The 23159-nt window shown below is 63.5% G+C and carries 22 protein-coding genes; 14 read left to right on the top strand and 8 right to left on the bottom strand.

All coding sequences use genetic code 11. The features are described from left to right. Nucleotides 1-4: 4 nt before the first annotated feature. The 4 genes from MF4836_RS09775 to dinG form a co-directional block, all read right to left on the bottom strand. Nucleotides 5-1264: an OmpA family protein gene (locus MF4836_RS09775; RefSeq protein ID WP_078470154.1), complete on the bottom strand. Its 1260-nt coding sequence runs from the start codon at nt 1262-1264 to the stop codon at nt 5-7. Between the two features lie 139 nt (nt 1265-1403). Beyond that, nucleotides 1404-2549, bottom strand: coding sequence for a serine hydrolase domain-containing protein (locus MF4836_RS09770; protein ID WP_078470153.1), 1146 nt, complete (start codon nt 2547-2549; stop codon nt 1404-1406). 177 nt (nt 2550-2726) lie between these two features. Continuing rightward, nucleotides 2727-5156 (bottom strand): beta-agarase, encoded by a 2430-nt coding sequence (locus MF4836_RS09765; protein WP_078470152.1) that lies wholly within the window; start codon nt 5154-5156, stop codon nt 2727-2729. Nucleotides 5157-5249: 93 nt separating this feature from the next. Further along, nucleotides 5250-7394 carry an ATP-dependent DNA helicase DinG gene (gene dinG / locus MF4836_RS09760; protein WP_078470151.1) on the bottom strand — a complete coding sequence of 715 codons (2145 nt, stop codon included), beginning with the start codon at nt 7392-7394 and terminating at the stop codon, nt 5250-5252. Between the two features lie 98 nt (nt 7395-7492). Here dinG and MF4836_RS09755 point away from each other — a divergent pair, with 98 nt between their 5' ends. Then, a complete protein-coding gene (locus MF4836_RS09755) occupies nt 7493-7957 on the top strand; it encodes a CopD family protein (RefSeq protein WP_078470150.1) in 465 nt (154 codons plus the stop codon). 78 nt (nt 7958-8035) lie between these two features. Here MF4836_RS09755 and MF4836_RS09750 read toward each other — a convergent pair whose 3' ends face one another. The 3 genes from MF4836_RS09750 to MF4836_RS09740 form a co-directional block, all read right to left on the bottom strand. Further along, nucleotides 8036-8794: a collagen-like triple helix repeat-containing protein gene (locus MF4836_RS09750; protein ID WP_078470149.1), complete on the bottom strand. Its 759-nt coding sequence runs from the start codon at nt 8792-8794 to the stop codon at nt 8036-8038. Next, entirely contained in the window at nt 8787-9065 is a 279-nt protein-coding gene (locus MF4836_RS09745; RefSeq protein WP_078470148.1) for a DUF1145 domain-containing protein, read from the bottom strand. Before MF4836_RS09745 ends, MF4836_RS09750 begins: the two co-directional genes overlap by 8 nt. A gap of 197 nt (nt 9066-9262) precedes the next feature. Continuing rightward, nucleotides 9263-9955 (bottom strand): OmpA family protein, encoded by a 693-nt coding sequence (locus MF4836_RS09740; protein WP_078470147.1) that lies wholly within the window; start codon nt 9953-9955, stop codon nt 9263-9265. A gap of 193 nt (nt 9956-10148) precedes the next feature. Here MF4836_RS09740 and MF4836_RS09735 point away from each other — a divergent pair, with 193 nt between their 5' ends. The 4 genes from MF4836_RS09735 to MF4836_RS09720 all read left to right on the top strand — a co-directional run bounded on the left by MF4836_RS09735 (nt 10149) and on the right by MF4836_RS09720 (nt 11903). After that, the gene (locus tag MF4836_RS09735) at nt 10149-10646 is read left to right on the top strand and encodes a DUF6231 family protein (RefSeq protein ID WP_078470146.1); all 498 of its coding nucleotides are present in this window, start codon (nt 10149-10151) and stop codon (nt 10644-10646) included. A gap of 4 nt (nt 10647-10650) precedes the next feature. Continuing rightward, nucleotides 10651-11127, top strand: a complete 477-nt coding sequence (locus MF4836_RS09730) for a YchJ family protein (RefSeq protein ID WP_078470145.1) — start codon at nt 10651-10653, stop codon at nt 11125-11127. Between the two features lie 72 nt (nt 11128-11199). Next, nucleotides 11200-11685, top strand: a complete 486-nt coding sequence (locus MF4836_RS09725) for an LEA type 2 family protein (protein WP_043229400.1) — start codon at nt 11200-11202, stop codon at nt 11683-11685. Nucleotides 11686-11690: 5 nt separating this feature from the next. Beyond that, nucleotides 11691-11903, top strand: a complete 213-nt coding sequence (locus MF4836_RS09720) for an SEC-C metal-binding domain-containing protein (protein ID WP_078470144.1) — start codon at nt 11691-11693, stop codon at nt 11901-11903. Between the two features lie 71 nt (nt 11904-11974). Here MF4836_RS09720 and MF4836_RS09715 read toward each other — a convergent pair whose 3' ends face one another. Further along, nucleotides 11975-12523 (bottom strand): cysteine hydrolase family protein, encoded by a 549-nt coding sequence (locus MF4836_RS09715; protein ID WP_078470143.1) that lies wholly within the window; start codon nt 12521-12523, stop codon nt 11975-11977. Between the two features lie 145 nt (nt 12524-12668). Here MF4836_RS09715 and MF4836_RS09710 point away from each other — a divergent pair, with 145 nt between their 5' ends. From MF4836_RS09710 to MF4836_RS09670, 9 genes are all read left to right on the top strand, one after another. Next, nucleotides 12669-13307: a glutathione binding-like protein gene (locus MF4836_RS09710; protein WP_078470142.1), complete on the top strand. Its 639-nt coding sequence runs from the start codon at nt 12669-12671 to the stop codon at nt 13305-13307. A gap of 177 nt (nt 13308-13484) precedes the next feature. Then, entirely contained in the window at nt 13485-15914 is a 2430-nt protein-coding gene (locus MF4836_RS09705) for a penicillin acylase family protein (RefSeq protein ID WP_078470141.1), read from the top strand. Between the two features lie 133 nt (nt 15915-16047). After that, the gene (locus tag MF4836_RS09700) at nt 16048-17079 is read left to right on the top strand and encodes a ligase-associated DNA damage response exonuclease (RefSeq protein WP_078470140.1); all 1032 of its coding nucleotides are present in this window, start codon (nt 16048-16050) and stop codon (nt 17077-17079) included. Further along, on the top strand, nt 17076-18755 hold the full coding sequence (locus tag MF4836_RS09695) for an ATP-dependent DNA ligase (RefSeq protein ID WP_078470139.1): 1680 nt from the start codon (nt 17076-17078) through the stop codon (nt 18753-18755). The genes MF4836_RS09700 and MF4836_RS09695 overlap by 4 nt, the downstream gene beginning before the upstream one ends. A 214-nt stretch (nt 18756-18969) precedes the next feature. Continuing rightward, nucleotides 18970-19752, top strand: a complete 783-nt coding sequence (locus tag MF4836_RS09690; protein WP_020297207.1) for a transporter substrate-binding domain-containing protein — start codon at nt 18970-18972, stop codon at nt 19750-19752. A 55-nt stretch (nt 19753-19807) separates the two neighbouring features. Continuing rightward, a complete protein-coding gene (locus tag MF4836_RS09685) occupies nt 19808-20536 on the top strand; it encodes an ABC transporter permease (RefSeq protein WP_078470138.1) in 729 nt (242 codons plus the stop codon). Continuing rightward, nucleotides 20533-21243 (top strand): ABC transporter permease, encoded by a 711-nt coding sequence (locus MF4836_RS09680; RefSeq protein ID WP_020297209.1) that lies wholly within the window; start codon nt 20533-20535, stop codon nt 21241-21243. Before MF4836_RS09685 ends, MF4836_RS09680 begins: the two co-directional genes overlap by 4 nt. Nucleotides 21244-21252: 9 nt before the next feature. Continuing rightward, entirely contained in the window at nt 21253-22371 is a 1119-nt protein-coding gene (locus MF4836_RS09675) for a succinylglutamate desuccinylase/aspartoacylase family protein (protein WP_078470137.1), read from the top strand. Between the two features lie 13 nt (nt 22372-22384). Next, nucleotides 22385-23149, top strand: a complete 765-nt coding sequence (locus MF4836_RS09670; protein WP_078470136.1) for an ABC transporter ATP-binding protein — start codon at nt 22385-22387, stop codon at nt 23147-23149. The last annotated feature ends 10 nt before the right edge of the window (nt 23150-23159 follow it).

The raw sequence follows: 23159 nt of genomic DNA, 5'->3' as shown, positions 1-23159 counted from the left end.
AGAATCAGTTCTGTGCGGTGGTCGCCGGCGCTTTTGCCGGAGCGGCTGCCTTGGTCGGGGCCACCTTCTTCGCTGGTTCTTTCTTGGTCGCTGGCTTCTTCGCAGGAGTGGCGGCCTTTTTCGCAGGAGCAGCTTTTTTGGCAGGTGCGGCTTTTTTCGAGGCAATGGCCGGCACAGCTGGCTTCACGTCCTGCACAGCTACCATTTCAGTTTCCGAAGGGGTTGGCTGGTTGTACTTGCTCAGCAGGCCGAGCATGGTGCTGCGCTGGGTCAGCATGATTTCCACGCGGCGGTTCAAGGCACGGCCCTGCGGGCTGTCATTGGCCGCACGTGGCATGACCGAACCCATGCCGCGCAGCATCAGACGGTCTTGTTTCAGGCCGCTGAGGCTGAAGATCGCTGCTACCGATTGCGCACGGTCACGGCTGATTTTCTGGTTCAGGGCAGTCGCACCAACAGTATCGGCGTGACCCAGCACCAGGACCGCAGTCTTGGAGTCGCCTTCAACCGCCTTGGCGACGCGGGTGAATGGACCCAGGGTCACCGGCAGCAGCATGGCTGGACGGTCCGGGTTGAACGAACCGTCGACCAGAGCGGTGACCACCAGTACGTTTTCGCGGCGTTCCAGTTGCAGCTTGCTGTCCTTGATCGCTTCACGCAGGCGAGGCTCGTAGTCATCCAGCCAGGCTTGGGTGATTTTCGGATCAGGCATCGGGATATCAGTGACATCGACCTTGCTCAGCGGCTTTGGCTCGCTCGGGCCAAATGGCCACCACCAGTTCTTGCCGGTGTCAGCCTTGGCAACGCTTGGAGCCGGTGCCGGTGCCGGTTCAGCTTTCTTGGCTTCGGCTACCGGCTTGTCGCCAGCGTCGTCCTTGGAGGAAAACGGCCACCACCAGTTGCCGCTTTCGCTCTTGGCTGCTGGAGCAGCTGCGGCGGCGGCCGGTGCGGGCTCGACAGCGACAATCGCGGCGGGCTTGGCAGCCGGGGCTGGCGCGGCGGCGGCTTTGACGGCCGGGGCTGCAGGCTTGGCGGCGGCGGTGGCCTTGCCGGCTGGGGCTGCTGCTGCAGGCTTTGCCGCCGGAGCTGGAGCCGGGGCTGCAGCCACGGGGGCTTTTTGTGCAGGCTCTGCGGCGCTGTTGTTGGTCGCCTTATCGGAACCGAACGACCACCAATGGCCACCTTCTGCGTCATTTTGCGGCGTTTGAGCACAACCGGTAACTGTGAGGCAAATGGCCAGGGCTAAAGACTTGTTCGACGACATGGGATATCCACAAAATGAGATAAATAATTACGGTCTGAGCGACCCGTAAACAGACGCTTGGAAATTATAAAAGCCACAAGGTTCCACCTTGCAGCTATTCCAGCATGTTTAAGCAAAAAAGTTCTTAACAGCAACCTTTTTACAGACAATCCGACAAAACCCTCGCCAGCTTCTGCGCCCGCGGATCCATCAATACGTAAGGCCCCAGGGTATTTGTCACAAAACCGAAGGCCACATCATGCTCCGGGTCAGCAAAACCGGTGGAACCGCCCGCCCCCGGATGACCAAAGGCCCGGGCACCCAGGCCAAAAGTCGCGTTCGGCACATCCGGTTGGTCCAGCATGCAGCCCAGGCCGAAACGGGTCTGGGTCAGCAGAGTCTTGTCCATGCCAATGCTGTGCTCACGGGTCAACTCGTCGAGCATGTCCGCTTCCAGCAGGCTGCCATCGAGCAGGCCACTGTAGAAACCGGCCAGGCTGCGGGCATTGCCATGCCCATTGGCCGCCGGCTGCTGCATGCGTCGCCACTCAGGTTTGTTGGTGCTGGTCATGATAGACGGCGGATTGGTAAACGCCCGGGTGGTCATGGCAGTGGGCTCGCGCATGGTCACTTGCAGCAGGCGCTGGGCGGCGGCATCACCGACATTGCCCTTGCCCCGGGCAATATGCGCCACCCGGTAGAACTCCGAATCCGCCAGGCCGACGTGAAAATCCAGGCCCAATGGCTTGGCCACGCGAGCCACGATCGACTCCCCCGGCCCCCGGCCATCGGCTCGACGCAGCAATTCGCCGACCAGCCAGCCGTAAGTGATAGCGGCATACCCATGGCCTTCACCCGGCGTCCACCAGGGTTGCTCCGCGGCCAGGGCATCGACCATGGTCTGCCATTCGTACAGCGCCTCTGGCGCGAGCATCTCGCGCAGCGCCGGCAGGCCGGCCTGATGGCACAGCAACTGTCGCAGGGTGATGGCTTGTTTGCCGGTGGCGGCGAATTCCGGCCAGTACTGCGCCACCGGCGCGTCCAGCTTGAGCTTGCCTTCGGCCACCAGTTGCAGCGCGGTCACTGCGGTAAAGGTCTTGGTGCAGGAGAACAGGTTGGCAATGGTGTCGCTGTGCCAGGCCTCGGCGCCGTCTTTGTCGGCAGTACCAGCCCAGAGGTCGATCACGGTTTCACCGCCGACCTGAATGCACAGCGCCGCGCCGCGCTCCTGGGAATCTTCAAAGAGGGCCGCGAAGGCTTCACGCACGGCCTCGAATTTAAGCTCGTAATGACCTTGAATCTGCACCCGTGACTCCCCCCGAACCCATGCTCTACAAAGTGGCACGCATTGTTTCAGCCCCAGGCGGTTTTGGGAACAGATGCCAGCCGGTGATGAAATTCGCGCGAACCTGAGACACCCGAGGGTTTTGCCCGATGCCCCAGCGGATACGAAAGGGGCAGCCTGCACGCTGCCCCCTCGTGATCAATGACCGTTGCCGGAATGCCCGCCTGCGCGGCCGGCGCCGCCGTCCTTGCTGTCATGAGCCTTTTTGCCACCGTCGCCACCATGGCTTTCGGCAGCCGCAGCCTTGTCGGCTTCAGCCTTGGCCTTTTCGACCTCGGCGCCCAGCTGATCGACGGTCAGCAGGTTGCTCTTGCGCACGCTGTCGACGAACCCCTGGAACGGCAGATCGGTGATGCCCACCAGGCCGAAGTGGCCATTCTCGCCATCCAGCAGGCGACCGGTCACCGGCTGGTCAAGGTACTGGAACCAGTGCACACCGACAATCGACGGCTCGCTGATCGCCTGCTTGAGGAAATTGGCATAGGCCGGCGCGCGATCTTCTTCACGGGCCAATTCGGTCACGCCACCCCAGAACGGGCCACGGTCACGGGAGCCGAAGTTGAATTCGGTGATCAGTACCGGCTTGTCCAGGCTGCGCAGTTGGGCGAAGTCATAACCGTCCTGGGGCTTGAGGGTATACATGTTGAAGCTCAATACGTCGCAGTACTGGGCACAGGAGGTCACGGCCTCCGGGGTGCTGATGGCGAAACGACCGCCCAGCAGCAAGTGGTTCGGCGCATGCCACTTCAGCGAATCGGAGATGGTCTTGAAGTAGGTATCGGCAAACACCTTCTGGAAGTATTTGAAGTCGGCTTCGATTTCCGGGTGCTCGGGGTTCGGCAGTGGCGGCTCGAAACCCGGGTCTTCCATCAGCTCCCAGGCAGGCAGATCAATGCCCCAGGCCTTCGACAGGCCGGCCTGGTTACGGTATTTGTCGCGCAACTGCTTGAGAAACGCCCGTTTGGCCGGCACGTCGGTGGTCATGCGCAAGGTGCCGTAGGCCAGGGCGTAGCGGGCTTTGGGGCCATCACCGGGACCGGCCCAGGCCAGTTCGTTGTCGGCAAAGTAGCCGATCAACCAAGGGTCATCCCGATGGTCGCGGGCAGCGATGGCCACCGCACGCTCGGTGGCCATGGCAAAACGCGGGTCGAACGGGTCGGGCATGCCGCCCCACCAGTCGCTGCCGGTGCTGATGCTGGCGTAGTCGCCGACGATCGACAGCGGCAAGGTGTAAGGCACCCGCGCTTTGTCTTCAAGCGCCGAGGCGCTCCAGTTGCCGACGGTGTTGAAGCCCCAGGCCTGCAAGCGGTCCTGGGTGTGACTGACCCAGCGCTTGGTGTCCAGGGCCTCAGGGGCGCACGGCGCGGTCGTCGCAGTGGCAGGCGCGGCTGTCTGTTGCGCCTGCCGGGCATCGGCCTTGGCCGCGTCGGCTATACCGGGCTGGGTTTCGCTGCCGGCTGCGCAAGGCACGCCGTAGGTGCGCTGCAAGTTGGCCGCGTAAAAGTCGTACCAGCGGCCACTGTTATAAGCACGGCCTTGGTCGGCGCCGTTGCCGCCACGGTTATCGCCCTCGCCGTAAAAACCGGCCAGAGGCTCACCGGGCTTGGGCAGGGCCGGGAACATCCATTCGCGGCCGGCTATATAGGTCTGGCTGTTCTCGGCAGTGACTGCATTGACCCCCAGGGAATAAAACGGATGGCCTTCGGGGGTGACCAGGTACCAGCGCCCGTCACGCTTCTCGGTGCGGAAAAACCCGCTGGCCTTGAACGGTGCGCCCTTGTCCCAGCCGCCGAACTTGTCCAGGGCACTGCGTTCGCGCTCGGCCAGCCAGGTCTTGAGCTGCTGCTGTTCCTTGCTCGCCGCGGTCTTCAACTGATCGTCGCTGCTGATTTTTTCCGGCCAGCGGGCGCGGATCGACTGGCCGTAGCCATCCACCAGCGAACCGTAGACCGCCTTGACCACGCCCTCGCCGTCCTGCACGCCGAAGCGCTCAAGCAGAATGCTCTGGGCGGCCTTGGGTTGTTCCATCGACAGGGTGACCGACACCACCTGACTGCGATCCAGCTCGCCTTGGCTGCTGGCCAGCAGAATGCGCTGCCCGTCCACGGTCGTCGGCATCGGCGGCCCGGCCTTCATGCCCTGGCTCAACGGCGAGCTGGCCACCAGCGGTACCAACAGGGTTTGCGCCGGCCCGGCCGGCAGATCGATGCGGCTGACCAGGGTCTTGCCGTCATTGCTCTGGATTTTCACGTAGAGGGTCAGGGCCCAGTTCATCGCGCTCTGGATGCGCAGGCTCATCATTCCCGATTGCGACCAGTCCCAGGCACCACTTTGCGGGCTCAAGCGCAGGCTCGGCTGCGCCGCCGGGTTGAAGGTGACCCGCCGCAGCACTTCACCTTCGGCCGTTTGCTCTGCATTGGATTGCGGCAGGCCGGCATCCTGTGTCGTCACCTGGACCACAGCCGCGGGCCGGACAAAGTTGAACAGCATCTGCTGTCCGGCAGGCGCGGCAAGCAGCGGCGCGGCGAACATCAGAGCCAATACGGCGGGCAACGAACGGCGAATCATATGAACCAGGTTCTCCCTAATGACCGATAAACGGCCTGTGTTGAATCGGTGACATGAAATAGACAGCGCGGGAAGCCAATCTGCAGACCGCGCTCAAGAAATTTCCCGCCGGAACGGCGGCAAGGCATTGAGGATAGCCTTGCCGTAGCGCTGGGTGACCAGGCGCCGGTCCAACAGGGTGATGGTGCCGCGGTCCTGCTCGGTACGCAGCAGGCGACCGCAGGCCTGGACCAGCTTGAGCGAGGCATCGGGCACGGAGATTTCCATGAACGGATTGCCGCCCCGGGCCTCGATCCACTCCGCCAGCGCAGCCTCGACCGGATCATCCGGCACCGAGAACGGGATCTTGGCGATCACCACGTGCTCGCAGTAGGCCCCGGGCAAGTCCACGCCTTCGGCGAAACTGGCCAGGCCGAACAGGACGCTGGAGTCACCACCATCGACCCGCGCCTTGTGCTTGTTCAGGGTTTCCTGCTTCGACAGGTTGCCCTGAATGAACACTTGCTTGCGCCAGTCGCGGTCCAGGCCGTCGAACACGTCCTGCATCTGCTTGCGCGAGGAGAACAGCACCAGGGTGCCGCGCGAGCCTTCCACCAGTTCCGGCAGGTCGCGGATGATGGCCGCGGTATGGGCCGGCGCGTCCCGCGGGTCGGCCTTGAGGTCCGGGACCCGCAGCACACCGGCATCGGCGTGATGGAAGGGGCTGGGGACCACGGCGGTCACAGCTTTTTTCGGCAGGCCGGCGCGCATGCGGAACCGATCGAACGTGCCGAGGGCCGTCAGGGTGGCCGAAGTCACCAAGGCGCCATAGGCCACGTTCCACAGGTTACGTCGGAGCATTTCCGCAGCCAGGATCGGGCTGGCGTTGACTTCGATATCGAACAACGAGCCACTTTCAGCCAGGGTCAGCCAACGGGCCATGGGCGGGTTGTCTTCCGGGTCTTCGGTGGTGAAGGCGGTCCACAGCTCCCAGTTGCCCTGGGCCCGGGACAGCAGGCTGCCGAACAGTGGGTACCATTCTTCGGCCTGGTTGCTGGCGATGCCGATATTGACCTCGCCATCCATGCCTTCCTTGAGCAGGTCGGTGAGGCGGGTGAACAGGTCGGTCAGGCGTGAAAAGCCCTTCTTCAGCTCAATGCCCATCTCGCGCATGTGCTCGGGAATGACCCCGCCGACAAACCGATGGCGCGGCCGCTCGCGGCCCTCCATGTCTTCACCGGTCTTGAAGTCCGCCAGTTGTTCACACGCGGTGAACATGAACTGCTGCTGGGTCTTGATCTCCCGCGCCAGCTCCGGCACCTGCTCGATCAGCTTGCCGAGGTCGCCCGGCAGCGGATGCTGGGCCAGCAGCTTGGTCAGGTTCTTGGCAGTCTGCTCCAGCCAATCGGCGGTGGAACGCAGGCGGGTGTAGTGGGCGAAGTGGCCGATGGCCTTGTCCGGCAGGTGGTGGCCTTCGTCGAACACATACAGCGTGTCACGCGGGTCAGGCAGCACGGCACCGCCGCCCAGGGCCAGGTCGGCCAGGACCATGTCGTGGTTGGTGACAATCACGTCGACCTTGCCCATGCCTTCGCGGGCCTTGTAGAAGGCGCACTGGCCGAAGTTCGGGCAATGGCGATTGGTGCACTGGCTGTGGTCGGTGGTCAGGCGTGCCCAGTCTGAATCTTCGAGGGCGGTGGGCCAGCTGTCGCGGTCGCCGTCCCATTTATTGCCGGCGAGTTTCTCGATCATGCTGGTGAACAGCTTCTGGCTGGCTTCATCGACTTCGATCTTGAAGCCTTCTTCCTCGAACAGCTGGGCAGTGGCGGTTTGCGCGTGGCCTTCCTGCAGCAGCATGTCGAGCTTGGACAGGCACATATAGCGCCCGCGGCCCTTGGCCAGGGAGAAGGTGAAATTCAGCCCGCTGTTGCGCATCAGGTCGGGCAGGTCTTTGTAGACGATCTGCTCCTGCAGGGCGACGGTCGCGGTGGCGATCACCAGGCGCTTGCCGGCGGCCTTGGCGGTGGGGATGGCGGCCAGGCTGTAGGCCACGGTTTTCCCGGTACCGGTGCCGGCTTCCACGGCCACTACGGCCGGGTCGCCACTGCGCCGACCTTCTTCATCGGTATCGATGTCGCCAAGGACCTTGGCCACTTCGGCGATCATCAGGCGCTGGCCGTAACGCGGCTTGAGGCTCTTGGCTTCGAGAAAACGCGAGTAAGCGCCCTGGATCGTGGTTTTGAGTTCGTTGCTGATCATGGTCTTTGGGCGCGAAAAACGCTGGATAAATTTTCAGTGGTTCGGATCGGCCGCTATCATAACCCGCTAATTCATCCCGCGCAGAACGGAGTACCCGAATGACAGCCTTTGCCCTTGCTTACACCCTGCATGTCCTGGCCGCCCTGGTCTGGGTCGGCGGCATGTTTTTCGCCTGGATGGTGTTGCGTCCGGCGGCTGGGGCGGCACTTGAAGGCCCGACGCGCCTGAAGCTCTGGGTAGAAGTGTTTCAGCGTTTTTTTGTCTGGGTCTGGGTCGCGGTGGCGGTTTTGCCGATCAGCGGCGTCGGCCTGATCCAACTGCGCTTCAACGGCTTCGAGACCGCACCGCGTTATGTGCAGGTGATGATCGGCCTGTACCTGGTGATGACCGCACTGTTTATCCGCATCCAGTCGTTGCAGTTGCCGGAGCTGCGTAACGCGGTGGTGGCCGAGGACTGGCCGGCAGGCGCTGCGGCCCTGGGCAAGATCCGCCGACTGGTAGGCTGCAACCTGATTATCGGCCTGGTGCTGGTGGCCTTGGCTGCGGCACGGCCGATGTTCTAGGGCCGGTACGAAAACGGGCCGGCACGTGTAAGGAAACGTACCGGCCCGCCTTAACGTCCTGGCAGGCGCCCGTCTGTCTTACAACCGCTGGAGCGTCACCGAACCTGCTGGCCCTGCGGGCCCCGGCTGGCCTTCAGCCCCCGGGCGGCCACTCTTGCCACCGTCGGCACGATAGACGTAGCAGCCCTTGGACTTGCCCCCTGCGCCCGGCTTGCCCGCAGGCCCCGCCAGACCGCCGGCGCCGCCATCGACCACGACCTTGATCTGCTCGGCCGGATAGTCACGCGGCAGTTCCATCCGAACCTGTGCCCCCGGCGCGCCCGGGCGGCCATCGCCGCCGTTGTCGCCATCGGCACCGCGCCCGGCCTGACCCCAGGTGCAGCCCGGTTCCTGGCCATTGGCCCCATCCAGGCCGACAAAACCCGGAGCCCCGGCACCGCCACGGGCATCCACCGACAACTCCGGGCCATTCAGCGATTCGATGCGCAAGGCAAGATTGCGTCCGGCCTTGGCCGGTTTTTGATAAGTGCCCGGGGCACCGCGCGAGGTGATCTGGCTGCCCGGTTCCAGTTCGGCACGCCGCACCGTCAGTTGCAGTGCCTGTTCGGCGGGGACAATGGCGATCCGAGCTTCACGGCCCAGGTGCAGTTCACCGACCTGAAGCTCGGTGACATTAGACGGGATCAACAAGGTGCCGTAGTCGGACACCTCCAGGCGCTCCAGTTGCAGGGTGCTGGTGGTGTTGGGCAAGCGCATCAGGGAGTTGGTTTCCACCGTCACCACTTGGGCCACGGCCAGGGGGCTGCACAGCAGCGCCAGCAGGCAGAATTTACGCATGATCAGCCTCTAGGTGGGGCGAATGGGGGATGCCTTGCAGGTGAAAAATCCCCACCAACAGGATCTGCAGGCGATCCCGCCAAGGGTTGCTGCGACCTTTGAGGCTGCCATTGAACAGCACCAGCTCCAGCAAATGGGTGAGCAACAGCAGGCTGCCCGCCAGATTGACCAATAAATGCAGCGGATTGATCAACGGCTTGGCCAGGTTGATCAGCACCACCAGCCAGAACACCAGGGTCAAGATTTTCCCCAGCCCCCAAAAGACCTTCATACGCTCCCCCTATGTGAATTTTTCTTTGCGCGCACAGTAACGACTAATCCCGGGAATTAGCCAGCGCCTGGGAAAAATTCTTCGACATAGAGGTTCAAGGACCAGCGGCAAAGCGCTGCGGGGGGCAACAAACAGGGGAAGCCCCTGGATAGCCGCAATCACGGCCACCCCGGGGCAAGGCTGCTTATATAGAAGGATCAGCGGTTGATCTTGATTTCCGTCCGCCGGTTCAGGGCGCGCCCCTCAGCGGTTTTGTTGTCGGCCACTGGCTGGCTTTCACCGGCACCGGACACCGAGACGAAGCTGCTGCGTGGCACGCCGGCGTTGATCAGGTAATCGGTCACCGAATGCGCACGTTTATCCGAAAGCCGCTGGTTATAGGCATCACTGCCGACACTGTCGGTGTGCCCGGTCACGCGCAGTTGCGCCGACGCGGCTTCCTGTTTCAAGCGTGTGGCGATGGTGTCGAGCTTGGTTTTATCGGCGCCGGTCAGCCTGGCCGAGTCGAACTCGAAGTGCACATCGCGGATGACGATGGTTTCTTCCTTGACCACTACGACCTCTTCGACCACCGCCACCGGAACCGGTGGGCAGCCATTGGCATCGACCGGCACGCCTTTAGGCGTGTGCGGGCACTTGTCGCGGCTGTCCGGCACACCGTCGCCGTCTTCGTCGCCATCGCCGTGGACCCAGCAATAGGCACCGGCCAGGCCGCCTACCACCAAGGCTCCACCGCCGGCCCAGGACGCGCTTTCGGTCGCACCGAGCGCCGCACCGGTGACGCCCCCGACGGCGGCACAGGTCGGCCAGTCGGTTTTCTGCAAACCTGCGCAACCAGTCAACACACTGGTTAGCAGAACCAAGGGTAGTGCTGTGCGAACTATGCTCATCAAGGTGTTCTCCGTAGGGGATCGGCCCGGAGCCGATTCAGGGAGTAAAGACCGCGCTTTTAATCTGCGCCAGCAATAGGCCATGGCGGTTTGGGTCCTGTATTTGTTGGGGGCTTCGGCTATTTCGAGACAAGCGCTCTAGGCCCGGGCGTTCGGGCGCGCTAGTCTCTGCAGTTCTGATTGAGGATCTTCGATGACTGCTGGTATTTCTTCGCGCACGCCCCAGCAAGCCCTGGCGGCGCTGCTGGACCGCTATGCCCCACAACACCTGCTGCTGATCGGCGCCAGCGACTTCCCGGCCCTCGCCGCCTTCAAGCTGGCGCACCCCGACTGCCAGGTTGCCCAATCCGCGCCCGGCCCCTTGCCGGCGGAACTGGCGGCACGCCGTTTCGACCTGGCGGTGGTGGTCGATTGCCTGGAACACCTGCCCAAGCGCGATGGGCTGAACCTGCTCGGCGGGATCCGCAACCTCAACGCCAGCCGCATCGCGGTGCTGGCCGACCTGGCGGCCTGCGGCTGGCAGGAGACGGATTTCTTCTCCCTGGCGTTGCAGGCCAGCGAACGCTTCCAGCGTGAAGAGCAGGTGCTGACCCTGTTTACCTACGATCTGCTTGAATACAAGCAAGTGCCGGACTGGCTCAACTCACGGTTCTGGGCCAACCCGGAAAACTTCGGAAAGTATTGGTGGTAACGCAATGAGTATGTCGATTTGTCCTTGTGGTAGCGGCACCCTGCTGGATGCCTGCTGCGGCCATTACCACGCCGGCCATCCGGCCCCCTGCGCCGAAGCGCTGATGCGTTCGCGCTACAGCGCCTATGTTCTGGGCCTGGTGGACTACATTGTGGCCACCACCCTGCCGGTGCAGCAGGCCGGCCTGGACCGCCAGGCCATCAGCGACTGGAGTGCTCAAAGCACCTGGCTCGGGCTGGAGGTGGAAAGCTCCGAAGTCTTCGGCGGCCAGCCCGAACACGCCTTCGTCACCTTCACCGCGCGCTGGCATGACAGCAACGGCGAGCACAGCCAGCGCGAGCGCTCTTCGTTCGTGCAGAACAACGGCCACTGGTACTTCATCGACCCGACAGTCGGGTTCAAGGCCGGCCGCAACGACGCCTGCCCCTGCGCCAGCGGGCAGAAATACAATAAATGCTGCGCCAGCTATCTCACCCCTTGAGCCCCTGGCCGTGACCCAACCCTTACCCCGCGCCCACGGTTGCTAGACTGGGAGTTCAAACGGAGTAATGGCATGGTTTCTGAGCTGCGCGTATTAAGGACAATCAGCCTGCTTTGGGTGCTAGGCCTCTCGGGGTGCGCGTCCTGGTTCGTCGATGACACCGTCGATCCCCAAGTGCACCTGGTCAAGGTCGAAGTGATTCGCGCCAATATGCTGGAGCAGCGCTTTCGCCTGCTGTTTCGCGTCGACAACCCCAACGACTCCGACCTCACGGTGCGCCACCTGTCGTACCGGATCCACCTCGACCGCCTGCTGCTGGCCGAAGGCGAGCACGAACACTGGTTTACCGTGGGCCCCAAAAGCAGCGGTTATTTCAAGGTGGCGGTGCGCACCAACCTCTGGCCCCAGGTGCGCGACGTGGTGAAATTGCTGCGCAACCCGCGGCAACCCATCCCCTATCGCCTGGAAGGCGAGTTGGAAACCGGATTATTCATCGGCTATGACGTGCACCTGAAGCGCAATGGCGAGATAATTCCCGGCGATTTTATTCCGGAGTGACACCGATGACCCAGCAACCCCATGTCCATGGCCCTGCCTGCAACCACGATCACGATCATGATCACCACGCCCATGATCACGACCATGGCCATGTACACGGTCCGCATTGCAACCATGCGCCCCAGGAACCTGTGCGCAATACCCTGAAAGATGTCGGTCGCAACGACCCATGCCCGTGCGGCAGCAGCAAGAAGTTCAAGAAGTGCCACGGCGCTTGATGCACTGATCCTCATGCACGGCCATGACAACCCGGTGCGACCTGCACCGTGTTGTCACGGCTATCCGGCTTTTATAGAAGCTCGGCGCTATTGATCACGGTGGCATATTCGCCGTGCAGGTTGCCCAGGGACATCCCGTGCACCTCATGCGCCGAACGCAGCCGACCAAAGAAGTCGACCTTGTCGAAGGTGTAGCAGGCGTCCTCGACCACCCAGGTCGCAAACCCCAGATTGCCCGCGGTACGCGCCGTCGCCTCCACCGAGTTGTGGGTGGCCACGCCGACGATGACCAATTGCCCGATCCCTGCCTTGCGCAATAGCCCTTCCAGTCCGGTGCCAGAGAATGCATCCGGCACCTGCTTCTGAATCAACTCCTCGCCGGCCCCCGGCACAAACTGCGGCTGGAACTCCACCCCCGATTGCTCGGGCCAGAACACCGAATCCGGCGAACGGGACAGATGCTGCACGTGGATCACCGGGCGCGCGGCCTGGCGCCACCTGGCCAGAAGCTCGGCCATGCGCTCCTCGGCCTCGGGATTGTTGCGCGGGCCGAGCCTGGGCTGAAGGATTCCCTGTTGCTGGTCGATCAGAATCAGCGCTGCGTTGGCATCGAGTTCCATGCTGATTTTCTCCGGGTTGGGCCATTGAATTCTGCGCACTTCAGCATCACCTCCCATGACAGGCAAGCCGACGCGCGCAAACAGGACGACCTAATGCCATTGTTTGCTGTCCCTATTTGAAGACCCGTCCCAGCTGGAGAGCTCCATGATCGACCTGTATTACTGGACCACCCCCAACGGCCACAAGATTTCACTGTTCCTCGAAGAAGCCGGCCTGCCCTATGAGGTTCACCCGGTGAATATCGGCCAGGGCGAACAGTTCAAGCCGGACTTTCTCAAGATCGCCCCCAACAACCGGATCCCGGCGATTGTCGATCACCAGCCCGAGGATGGCGGCGCGCCGCTGTCGCTGTTCGAGTCCGGGGCGATTCTTCTGTACCTCGCAGAAAAGACCGGACAGTTCCTGCCCAAGGACCTGCGCGGACGCCAGGAGGCCCTGCAGTGGCTGTTCTGGCAAATGGGCGGGCTGGGGCCGATGGCGGGCCAGAACCATCACTTCAGCCACGCTGCCCCGGAGAAAGTCCCCTACGCGATCAAGCGCTACATCGACGAAACCGCGCGCTTGTATGGGGTGCTGGACCGGCGCCTGGCCGACCGCGACTTCGTTGCCGGCAGCGAGTACAGCATTGCCGACATGGCGATCTATCCCTGGATCGTTTCCTACAAGAAGCAGAGCCAGCATCTGCAAGACTTCCCCCATGTGCAGCGCTGGTTCAACCGCATCCAGGCGCGACCTGCCACCGAACGCGCCTATGCCATCGTGCAGCGGGTCAACCCGAGCTGATACCCCGGCGCATTGACCCATCGCCGGCTGGCCGCGTCCCCCTGAACCCGGACGCGGCCTGCCTTCGATCGCTATTTGCCCGGCAAAGCACAAATACCCGCTGCCCCGGCTTGCGCGGCACTCGCCTGCTCACTAACGTAGCGCCTTTATTGACGCTACCCCCGCAGGAGCTTTGCCATGGCCTCGCCAGCCCTCACACATTTTCTTCCCCGGTTCGGCGTTGCCGCGGCAGTGGCCGGCGTTCTCAGCCTGGCCGGTTGCCAGTCATGGAACACCCAGGACACCGTGCCCCCCTCCTCCGGCGTGCAGCCGCTCAAGGGCCTGGCGCAGAACGTTTCGGTGCGGCGCAATGCCATGGGCATGCCGCTGATCGAGAGCAACAGCTTCCACGATGCGCTGTTCACCCTGGGGTACGTGCACGCCAGCGACCGCATCAATCAGATGGTGACCCTGCGCCTGCTGGCTCAGGGCCGCCTGGCAGAAATGTCCGGTGCCGAGGTGCTGGACGTCGACCGCCTGATGCGCAGCGTCAACCTGAAAAAGAGCGCCGACGAGCTGTACAAGGCCTCCTCGCCGCGCATCAAACGCTTCTTCGAGGTCTATGCCCGCGGCGTCAACGCCTACCTGTTCCGCTACCGCGACAAGCTGCCGCCGGACCTGGCGGCCACCGGCTACAAGCCTGAGTACTGGAAACCCGAAGACTCGGCGCTGATCTTTTGCCTGCTGAATTTCGGCCAGTCGGCCAACCTGCAGGAAGAAATCAACGCCCTGGTACTGGCGCAGAAAGTCGGCGCCGACAAGCTGGCCTGGCTGACCCCAAGCTACCCGGACGAGCCGCTGCCCTTTGCCGAGGCAGAAAAACTCAAGGGCATCGCCCTCAATGTGCCGGGCCTGGCGCAAGTCAGCGGGGCCGCCGAGCGCCTGAGTGCGCTCAACCCGCTGGGCATCACCAGCGCCAGCAACCTGGCCATCGCCCCGCAGCGCAGCCGCAGTGGCCGCAGCCTGCTGGCCGCCGACAGCCACATGCAGGCCTGGAACTACGTGCAGATCCGCGCGCCGAAGTACCAGGCTGCCGGCGCTTCGATTGCCGGCCTGCCGGCGATTATCCAGGGCTTCAACGGCAAGGTGGCCTGGAGCCTGAGCGCAGTCAACGGCGACAACCAGGACCTGTTCCTGGAAAAACTCAAGTTCCAGGGCAACGCCCTGTACTACCTGGCGGGCGGCAAATGGCAGCCGGCCGGCGTGCGTAACGAGACCTTTTTCGTCAAAGGCCAACGGCCGATTCGCGAAGCCGTGTACGAAACCCGCCACGGGCCTCTGCTCAACAGCGGCCAGGGCACAACCCTCGGCAGCGGCTACGGTTTGGCCCTGCAAATGCCGGACCTCAAGGACGACAAGAGCCTGGACGCGTTCTTCGACCTGTCCCGGGCGCAAAACGTCGAAAAGGCCTCGGATGCCAGCCGCGAGATCCGTGCCATCGCGCTGAACATGGTGTTCGCCGATGCCAGCAATATCGGCTGGCAAGTGACCGGGCGCTTCCCCAACCGCCGTGAAGGCCAGGGCCTGCTGCCTTCGCCAGGCTGGGACGGGCGCTACGACTGGGACGGTTACGCCGATCCAATGCTCCACCCCTACGACCAGGACCCGGCCCAGGGCTGGCTCGGCACCGCCAACCAGCGAATGATCACCCAGGGCTACGGCATGCAGCTGTCCAACTCCTGGCACGCCCCGGAGCGCGGTGAGCGCATGGCGCAACTGGCCTCGAGTGGCAAGCAGGACAGCCGCAGCCTGATCGCCCTGCAATACGACCAGGGCACCACCTTTGCCGCCAAGCTGAAGAAAATGTTCGAAGCGCCGGGTATGTCCCAGCCGCTTAAAAAAGCCATCGACGCCCTGCCTGAAGCCGACCGCAGCAAAGCGCGCGAGGCCTACAGCCGCTTGCTGGCGTTTGATGGCAAGCTCAGCGCCGGCTCGGCGGATGCAGCGATCTATGAGCTATTCCTCCAGGAAAGCGCCAAACAGATCTTCCTCGACAAACTCGGCCCATCCACCAGCGCCACCTGGAAAGCCTTTGTCGCCAACGGCACATTGTCCTACTCGGCCCAGGCCGCGCACCTGCTCGGCGAAGAAGACAGCCCGTTCTGGGATGACTCGCGCACTGCGCAAAAGGAAGACAAACCGGCGATCCTCGCCCGCAGCCTGGCCGCCGCCATCAGCGCCGGCGAAACCCAGCTCGGCGCCGACCGCAAGGCCTGGCAGTGGGGCAAGTTGCACAGCTACAGCTGGACCAACAGCAGTGGCCAAACCATTCGTGGCCCGCTGCAAATGGGCGGCGACCACAGCACCCTGAACGGCGGCGCCTACCGCTGGGGCCAGGACTTCGCGGTCACCGACACGCCCGCACTGCGCTTTATCGTCGACTTCGGCCAGAGCGAGCCGCTGATGGGCGTCAATAGCAGTGGCCAGTCCGGCAACCCGGCCAGTCCGAACTACGCCAACGCCATCGACCCATGGCTCAAGGGCCAGTACCTGAGCCTGCCGCTGCAACCGCAGAACTTCGAGCGCAGCTACGGCAAAACCCGCCTGACCCTGGTCCCCGGCAAATAAGCCCCCCGCCCGCCCGGCACTCAGCGCCGGGCGGGCGTCCGGCCTTGAGCCTCGCCTTCACCCCACACCCGATCGAACTTCTCCCGCGCCGCCCGCCTCCTACTTAGCAAGCCCACTGCTCCTGGCACTTTCCATGGACCTTGTGATTGCGCGCCCTGAAGGTTTGTACTGCACGGCCGGGGATTTCTATATCGACCCCTGGCGCCCGGTCGAGCGCGCCGTGATTACCCACGCCCATGGCGACCATGCCCGCGGCGGCAATCAGCATTACCTGGCGGCAACCCCGGGTGAAGGCATCCTGCGCTCGCGCCTGGGCCCGGCCATCAACCTGCAAACCCTCGAGTACGGCGAACGCCTGCTGCACCACGGCGTGACCTTGAGTTTTCACCCCGCCGGGCATGTGCTGGGCTCGGCCCAGGTACGCCTGGAATACCAAGGTGAAGTCTGGGTCGCCTCCGGTGACTACAAGGTCGAGCCCGATGGCACCTGCGCGCCGTTCGAGCCGGTGCGGTGCCATACCTTTATTACCGAGTCGACCTTTGGCCTGCCAATTTATCGCTGGCAGCCACAGGCCGAGATCTTTGCCGAGATCAATCAGTGGTGGCAGGGCAACATCGACGCGGGCAAAGCCAGCGTGTTGTTCTGTTATTCGTTCGGCAAAGCCCAGCGCATTCTCCACGGCATCGATGCCAGCCTCGGGCCGATCCTGGTCCACGGCGCGGTGGAACCACTGAACCAGGTGTATCGCGCAGGTGGCATCCACCTGCCACCGACCCTGTACGCCGGTGATGTCGACAAGAACGACCCGTTGATGCGCCAGGCACTGGTACTAGCGCCGCCCTCGGCCGGCGGCAGCAGCTGGATGCGCCGCTTTGGCGATTACAGCGATGCCTTTGCCAGCGGCTGGATGCGCTTGCGTGGCACCCGCCGGCGGCGCGGCGTCGATCGCGGTTTCGTGCTGTCTGACCATGCCGACTGGCCCGGGCTGCTCTGGGCCATCCAACAGACCGGCGCCCAACGGGTGCTGGTGACCCACGGCTCGGTCGCGGTGCTGGTGCGTTACCTGTGCGAACAGGGCCTGGACGCCCAGGGCTTCAGCACCGAATACGGCGATGACGAAGACGACAACGCCACCCCGGAACCCGCCACCGAGGGCGCGCCATGAAAGCCTTTGCCAGCCTCTATGCCGACCTGGACGCCACCACCTCGAGCAACGCCAAACTGGCCGCCATGCAGGCCTACTTCGCCCAGGCGGCGCCAGAAGATGCGGCCTGGGCGGTGTACTTTCTGTCCGGCGGCCGGCCCCGGCAACTGGTACCCACCCGCACCCTGCGCGAGCTGGCCGTGGCCCTGTCCGGGCTTGAGCCCTGGCTGTTCGAAGAGAGCTACCAGGCCGTCGGCGACCTCGCGGAAACCATCTCCCTGGTGCTGCCCGAATCTCCCCAGGGCTCGAACGAAGGCCTGGCCCTGTGGATCGAGGACAAACTCCTGCCCCTGCGTGGCGCACCGGCAGAGACCCTGGCCGCCCAACTGCCCCGACTCTGGGCGCAACTGGACCGGCAAAGCCTGATGCTGTGCATCAAGTTGATCACCGGCAGCTTCCGCGTCGGCGTCTCCAAACTGCTGGTGACCCGAGCCCTGGCGGCCATGGCCGGGCTCGACAGCAAACGGGTGGCGCAGCGCCTGGTGGGCTACACCGATTTGTCGCACCGCCCCGACGCCGCCAGCTACCTCAAGCTGATCGCCCCCGAGTCGGCCGATGAGCACGCACAACGCGGTGGCCAGCCTTACCCGTTTTTCCTGGCCCACGCCCTAGCCCAGCCGGTGGAAAACTTCGAAGCCCTGCTGGGCCCGGTCAGCAACTGGCAAGTGGAATGGAAGTGGGACGGCATCCGCGCGCAACTGGTCAAGCGCGAGGGCCGGCTGTGGATCTGGTCCCGGGGCGAAGAGCTGGTTACCGAACGTTTTCCCGAACTGCTGGTTCTGGGCCAGCACCTGCCGGATGGCACAGTCATCGACGGCGAGATCCTGGTCTGGAAAGCACCCGCGCCGGATGACGCCGCGCCCGGCGCGGTGCCGGCCCCGTCAGTGCAGCCCTTTGCCCTGCTGCAACAGCGCATTGGTCGACGCAATGTGAGCAAGAAGGTCCTCGCCGACGCTCCGGTGGTGCTGCTGGCCTACGACCTGCTGGAGTGGCAGGGCCAGGACTGGCGCAACCAGCCCCAGGCGCAGCGCCGCAGCCAACTCGAGCAGGTGATCAAGGAGTGCGCCAGCCCGCTGCTGTTGTCCTCCGAGGTTTTGCAGGGCCGGGACTGGTTCGACCTGGCGCGCCAGCGCGAAGCATCCCGCAGCCTGGGGGTCGAAGGCATGATGCTCAAGGCCCGCGACGCGCTCTATGGGGTGGGCCGGACCAAGGACATGGGCGTGTGGTGGAAGTGGAAGGTCGAGCCGTTCAGCGTCGATGCGGTGCTGATTTATGCCCAGCGCGGCCATGGCCGGCGCGCCAGTCTCTACAGTGATTACACCTTTGCCGTGTGGGATGGCCCGCCCGGCGCCAGCGAGCGCAACCTGGTGCCGTTCGCCAAGGCCTATTCGGGGCTGACCGATGAAGATATGCGCAAAGTCGACAGCATCGTGCGCAAGACCACAGTCGAGAAGTTCGGCCCGGTGAGCAGTGTTACCCCAAGCCTGGTGTTCGAGCTGGGATTCGAGGGCATCGCCCTGTCCAAGCGGCATAAAAGCGGAATTGCCGTGCGCTTCCCGCGCATGCTGCGCTGGCGCCAGGACAAGCGCGTCGAAGACGCCGACAGCCTCGCCACCCTCCAGGATCTATTGGGCTGAACCCCTGTCAGCCCGCCTTGCACCTTATTGATGCGGCGCCTGGCGCGCGCCCTGTTTCGGCGCATGGGTCGCACCGGCCAAACACTCGTGCCACCTTTTAAAACACTTGTTCGGGACTCTGGTTCGGAAATTGCTACTTTCATTGAGTCTGCTGCATTCCAGTAACAGTACCCATGCGCCACAAGCGCTCATATTGGTTTTTAGGGATTGAATAATGAAAAAAGCATTGCTGACCCTTTCTGCACTGGCTCTCTGCATGGCCGCCGGTTCCGCGCTGGCCAAGGAATACAAGGAACTGCGTTTTGGCGTCGACCCCTCCTATGCACCTTTTGAATCCAAAGCCGCCGACGGCAGCCTGGTGGGCTTCGATATCGATCTGGGGAATGCCATCTGCGCCGAGCTCAAGGTCAAGTGCAAATGGGTAGAAAGTGACTTCGACGGCATGATCCCTGGCCTCAAAGCCAACAAATTCGACGGTGTGATCTCTTCCATGACCGTCACTCCGGCCCGTGAAAAGGTCATCGATTTCTCCAATGAACTGTTCTCCGGCCCGACCTCCTTCGTGTTCAAAAAAGGCGCAGGCCTGAGCGAAGACCTCGCGTCCCTCAAGGGCAAGACCGTCGGCTACGAGCAGGGCACCATCCAGGAAGCCTACGCCAAGGCCGTGCTGGACAAGGCTGGGGTCAAGACCCAGGCCTACCAGAACCAGGACCAGGTCTACGCCGACCTGATCTCCGGGCGTCTCGATGCGTCGATCCAGGACATGCTGCAAGCCGAACTGGGCTTTCTCAAGTCGCCACAAGGTGCGGATTACGAAGTCAGCAAGCCGGTGGACAGCCCATTGCTGCCAGCCAAGACCGCCGTCGGCATCTCGAAAGGTAACAAAGACCTCAAGGCCCTCCTCGATAAAGGTATCAAAGCGTTACACGATGATGGCACCTACGCCACCATCCAGAAAAAGCACTTCGGCGACCTGAATCTCTACAGCGGTAAGTAATGCTCTGGCGCCCATCTTCGATGGGCGCTTTTTTATCGCCACAGGTCCCTGATTTATGTTCGAAGAACTCTTGCAAACCCTAGGGCTTTCCGCCTTCAGCCTGAAGGGTTTCGGCCCCCTGCTGCTGGAAGGCACCTGGATGACGATCAAGCTGTCCGTGTTGTCGCTGTTGGTCGCCGTACTGCTCGGCCTGATCGGCGCCAGCGCCAAACTTTCCAGCCTGGCCCTGCTGCGGGTCCCGGCCCAGCTCTACACCACGCTGATTCGCGGGGTGCCGGACCTGGTGCTGATGCTGCTGATTTTCTACAGCCTGCAAACCTGGCTGACCTCCTTCACCGACTTGATGGAATGGGAATACATCGAAATCAACCCATTCAGCGCCGGGGTCATCACCCTGGGCTTTATCTATGGCGCCTACTTCACCGAAACCTTTCGCGGCGCGATCCTCGCCGTGCCACGGGGCCAGGTCGAAGCCGCCACCGCCTATGGCCTCAAGCGCGGCCAGCGCTTTCGCTTCGTGGTGTTTCCGCAAATGATGCGTTTCGCCCTGCCGGGCATCGGCAATAACTGGATGGTGATGCTCAAGGCCACCGCCCTGGTCTCGATCATCGGCCTGGCCGACCTGGTCAAGGCTGCCCAGGATGCGGGCAAGAGCACCTACCAGCTGTTCTACTTCCTGGTCATCGCGGCGCTGATCTACCTGTTGATCACCAGCGCCTCGAACGTCGTCCTGCGCTGGCTCGAACGCCGCTACGCCGCCGGTTCCCGGGAGGCCGTACGATGATCGAGCTCCTGCAGGAATACTGGCGGCCGTTCCTCTACAGCGACGGCTACAACATCACCGGGCTGGCCATGACCATGTGGCTGCTCAGCGCCTCGATCTGCATCGGCTTTCTAGTGTCGATCCCGCTGTCCATCGCCCGGGTCTCGCCCAAGCGTTACATCCGCTGGCCGGTGCAGTTCTACACCTACCTGTTTCGCGGCACCCCGCTCTATATCCAGCTGCTGATCTGCTACACCGGGATCTACAGCATTGCCGCGATCCGCGCGCAGCCGGTGCTGGACGCGTTCTTTCGCGATGCCATGAACTGCACCATCCTCGCCTTCGCCCTCAACACCTGCGCCTACACCACGGAGATCTTCGCCGGGGCGATCCGCAGCATGGCCCATGGCGAAGTCGAGGCGGCCAAGGCCTATGGCCTCAGCGGCTGGAAGCTGTATGCCTACGTGATCATGCCCTCGGCCCTGCGCCGCTCGCTGCCCTACTACAGCAATGAAGTGATCCTGATGCTGCACTCCACCACCGTGGCCTTCACCGCGACCATCCCGGATGTGTTGAAAGTCGCGCGCGATGCCAACTCGGCCACCTTCCTGACCTTCCAGTCGTTCGGGATTGCCGCGGTGATCTACCTCTGCGTGACCTTCGCCCTGGTCGGCCTGTTCCGCCTGGCCGAACGTCGCTGGCTGGCCTTCCTCGGGCCGACCCACTAGGACTTGCACATGCGCCACCAGATCCACGACTTGCTCGCCCCGCTGCCCGGCACTGCGCGGCAGATCCACAGCTTCCACTTCGGGCCGCAGCACGCCGCCGGCAAAATCTATATCCAGGCGTCCCTGCACGCCGATGAAATGCCCGGCATGCTGGTGGCCTGGCACCTGAAACTGCGCCTGGCGGAGCTCGAAGCCGCCGGCCAACTGCTCAGTGAAATCGTCCTGGTGCCGGTGGCCAACCCGGTGGGCCTGGAGCAGGTGCTGATGGACGTGCCCCTGGGGCGCTATGAGCTGGAAAGCGGGCAGAACTTCAACCGCTGGTTCGTCGACCTTGGCGAACAGGTGGGCAACGCCCTCGAAGGCCAGTTGGGTGACGACCCGCAACTCAACCTGGAACTGATCCGCGCCAGCTTGCGCCAGGCCCTGGACCTGCACAGCGCGACCACCCAACTGCAATCCCAGCGCCTGACCCTGCAACGCCTGGCCTGCGACGCCGATATGGTGCTCGACCTGCACTGCGACTTCGAAGCCGTGGCCCACCTCTACACCACCCCCGAAGCCTGGGAGCAGGTCGAGCCCCTGGCGCGCTACATCGGCGCCGAGGCCAGCCTGCTGGCCACCGACTCTGGCGGACAGTCGTTCGACGAATGCTTCACCCTGCTCTGGTGGCAGTTGCAGCAGCGCTTCGGCGAACGTTTCGCGATCCCCCAGGGCAGCTTTTCCGTGACCCTGGAACTGCGCGGCCAGGGCGACGTCAACCACGGCCTGGCCAGCCTCGACTGCCAGGCCCTGCTGGATTACCTGATCCACCACGGCGCCATTGCCGGCGAGGCGCCGCCCTTGCCCGAGCTGCCCTACCCGGCCACGCCCCTGGCGGGCGTTGAGCCGGTGACGACCCCGGTCGGCGGCCTGCTGGTGTTCACCGCCTTGCCGGGGGAGTACCTGGAAGCCGGGCAACTGGTGGCGCAAGTCATCGACCCGATCCACGACCGGGTGACCCCGATTCATTGTCGCCACGCCGGGCTGCTGTATGCCCGTTCGCTGCGGCGCATGGCCACCGCCGGCATGGTCATCGCCCATGTCGCCGGCCGCGAAGCCTATCGCAGCGGCTACCTACTTTCGCCTTGAGGATGTTCGCTCCATGTACAAACTAACCATCGAAGGCCTGCACAAGTGCTACGGCGACAACGAAGTGCTCAAAGGCGTTTCGCTCAAGGCCAGGACCGGCGACGTGATCAGCCTGATCGGTGCCAGCGGCTCGGGCAAAAGTACCTTCCTGCGCTGCATCAACTTTCTGGAGACCCCCGACGACGGCGCCATGAGCCTGGACGGCCAGCCGATCCGCATGGTCAGCGACCGCCACGGCATGCGCGTGGCCGACGATGACGAGCTGCAACGGATCCGCACCCGACTGGCCATGGTGTTCCAGCACTTCAACCTGTGGAGCCACATGACCGTGCTGGAAAACATCACCATGGCCCCGCGCCGGGTGCTGGGGGTGAGTAAAAAGGACGCCGAAGACCGCGCCCGGCGCTACCTGGACAAGGTCGGGCTGCCGGCGCGGGTGGCCGATCAGTACCCGGCGTTTCTCTCGGGCGGCCAACAACAGCGGGTGGCCATCGCCCGCGCCCTGGCCATGGAACCGGAGGTGATGCTGTTCGACGAACCGACCTCGGCCCTGGACCCGGAGCTGGTGGGCGAAGTGCTGAAAGTGATCCAGGGCCTGGCCGAAGAAGGCCGGACCATGATCATGGTCACCCACGAAATGAGCTTTGCGCGCAAGGTTTCGAGCCAGGTGCTGTTTCTGCACAAGGGCCTGGTGGAAGAAGAAGGCACCCCGGAAGACGTGCTGGGCAATCCGAAAAGCGAGCGCTTGCAGCAGTTTCTCAGCGGCAACCTCAAGTAACCGGGGGCGC

This window comes from Pseudomonas sp. MF4836 (genome assembly GCF_002018875.1).
GTDB lineage: Bacteria > Pseudomonadota > Gammaproteobacteria > Pseudomonadales > Pseudomonadaceae > Aquipseudomonas.
The sequence above is the reverse complement of the archived record's forward strand: the minus strand, read 5'-3'. Positions and strand labels throughout refer to the sequence as shown.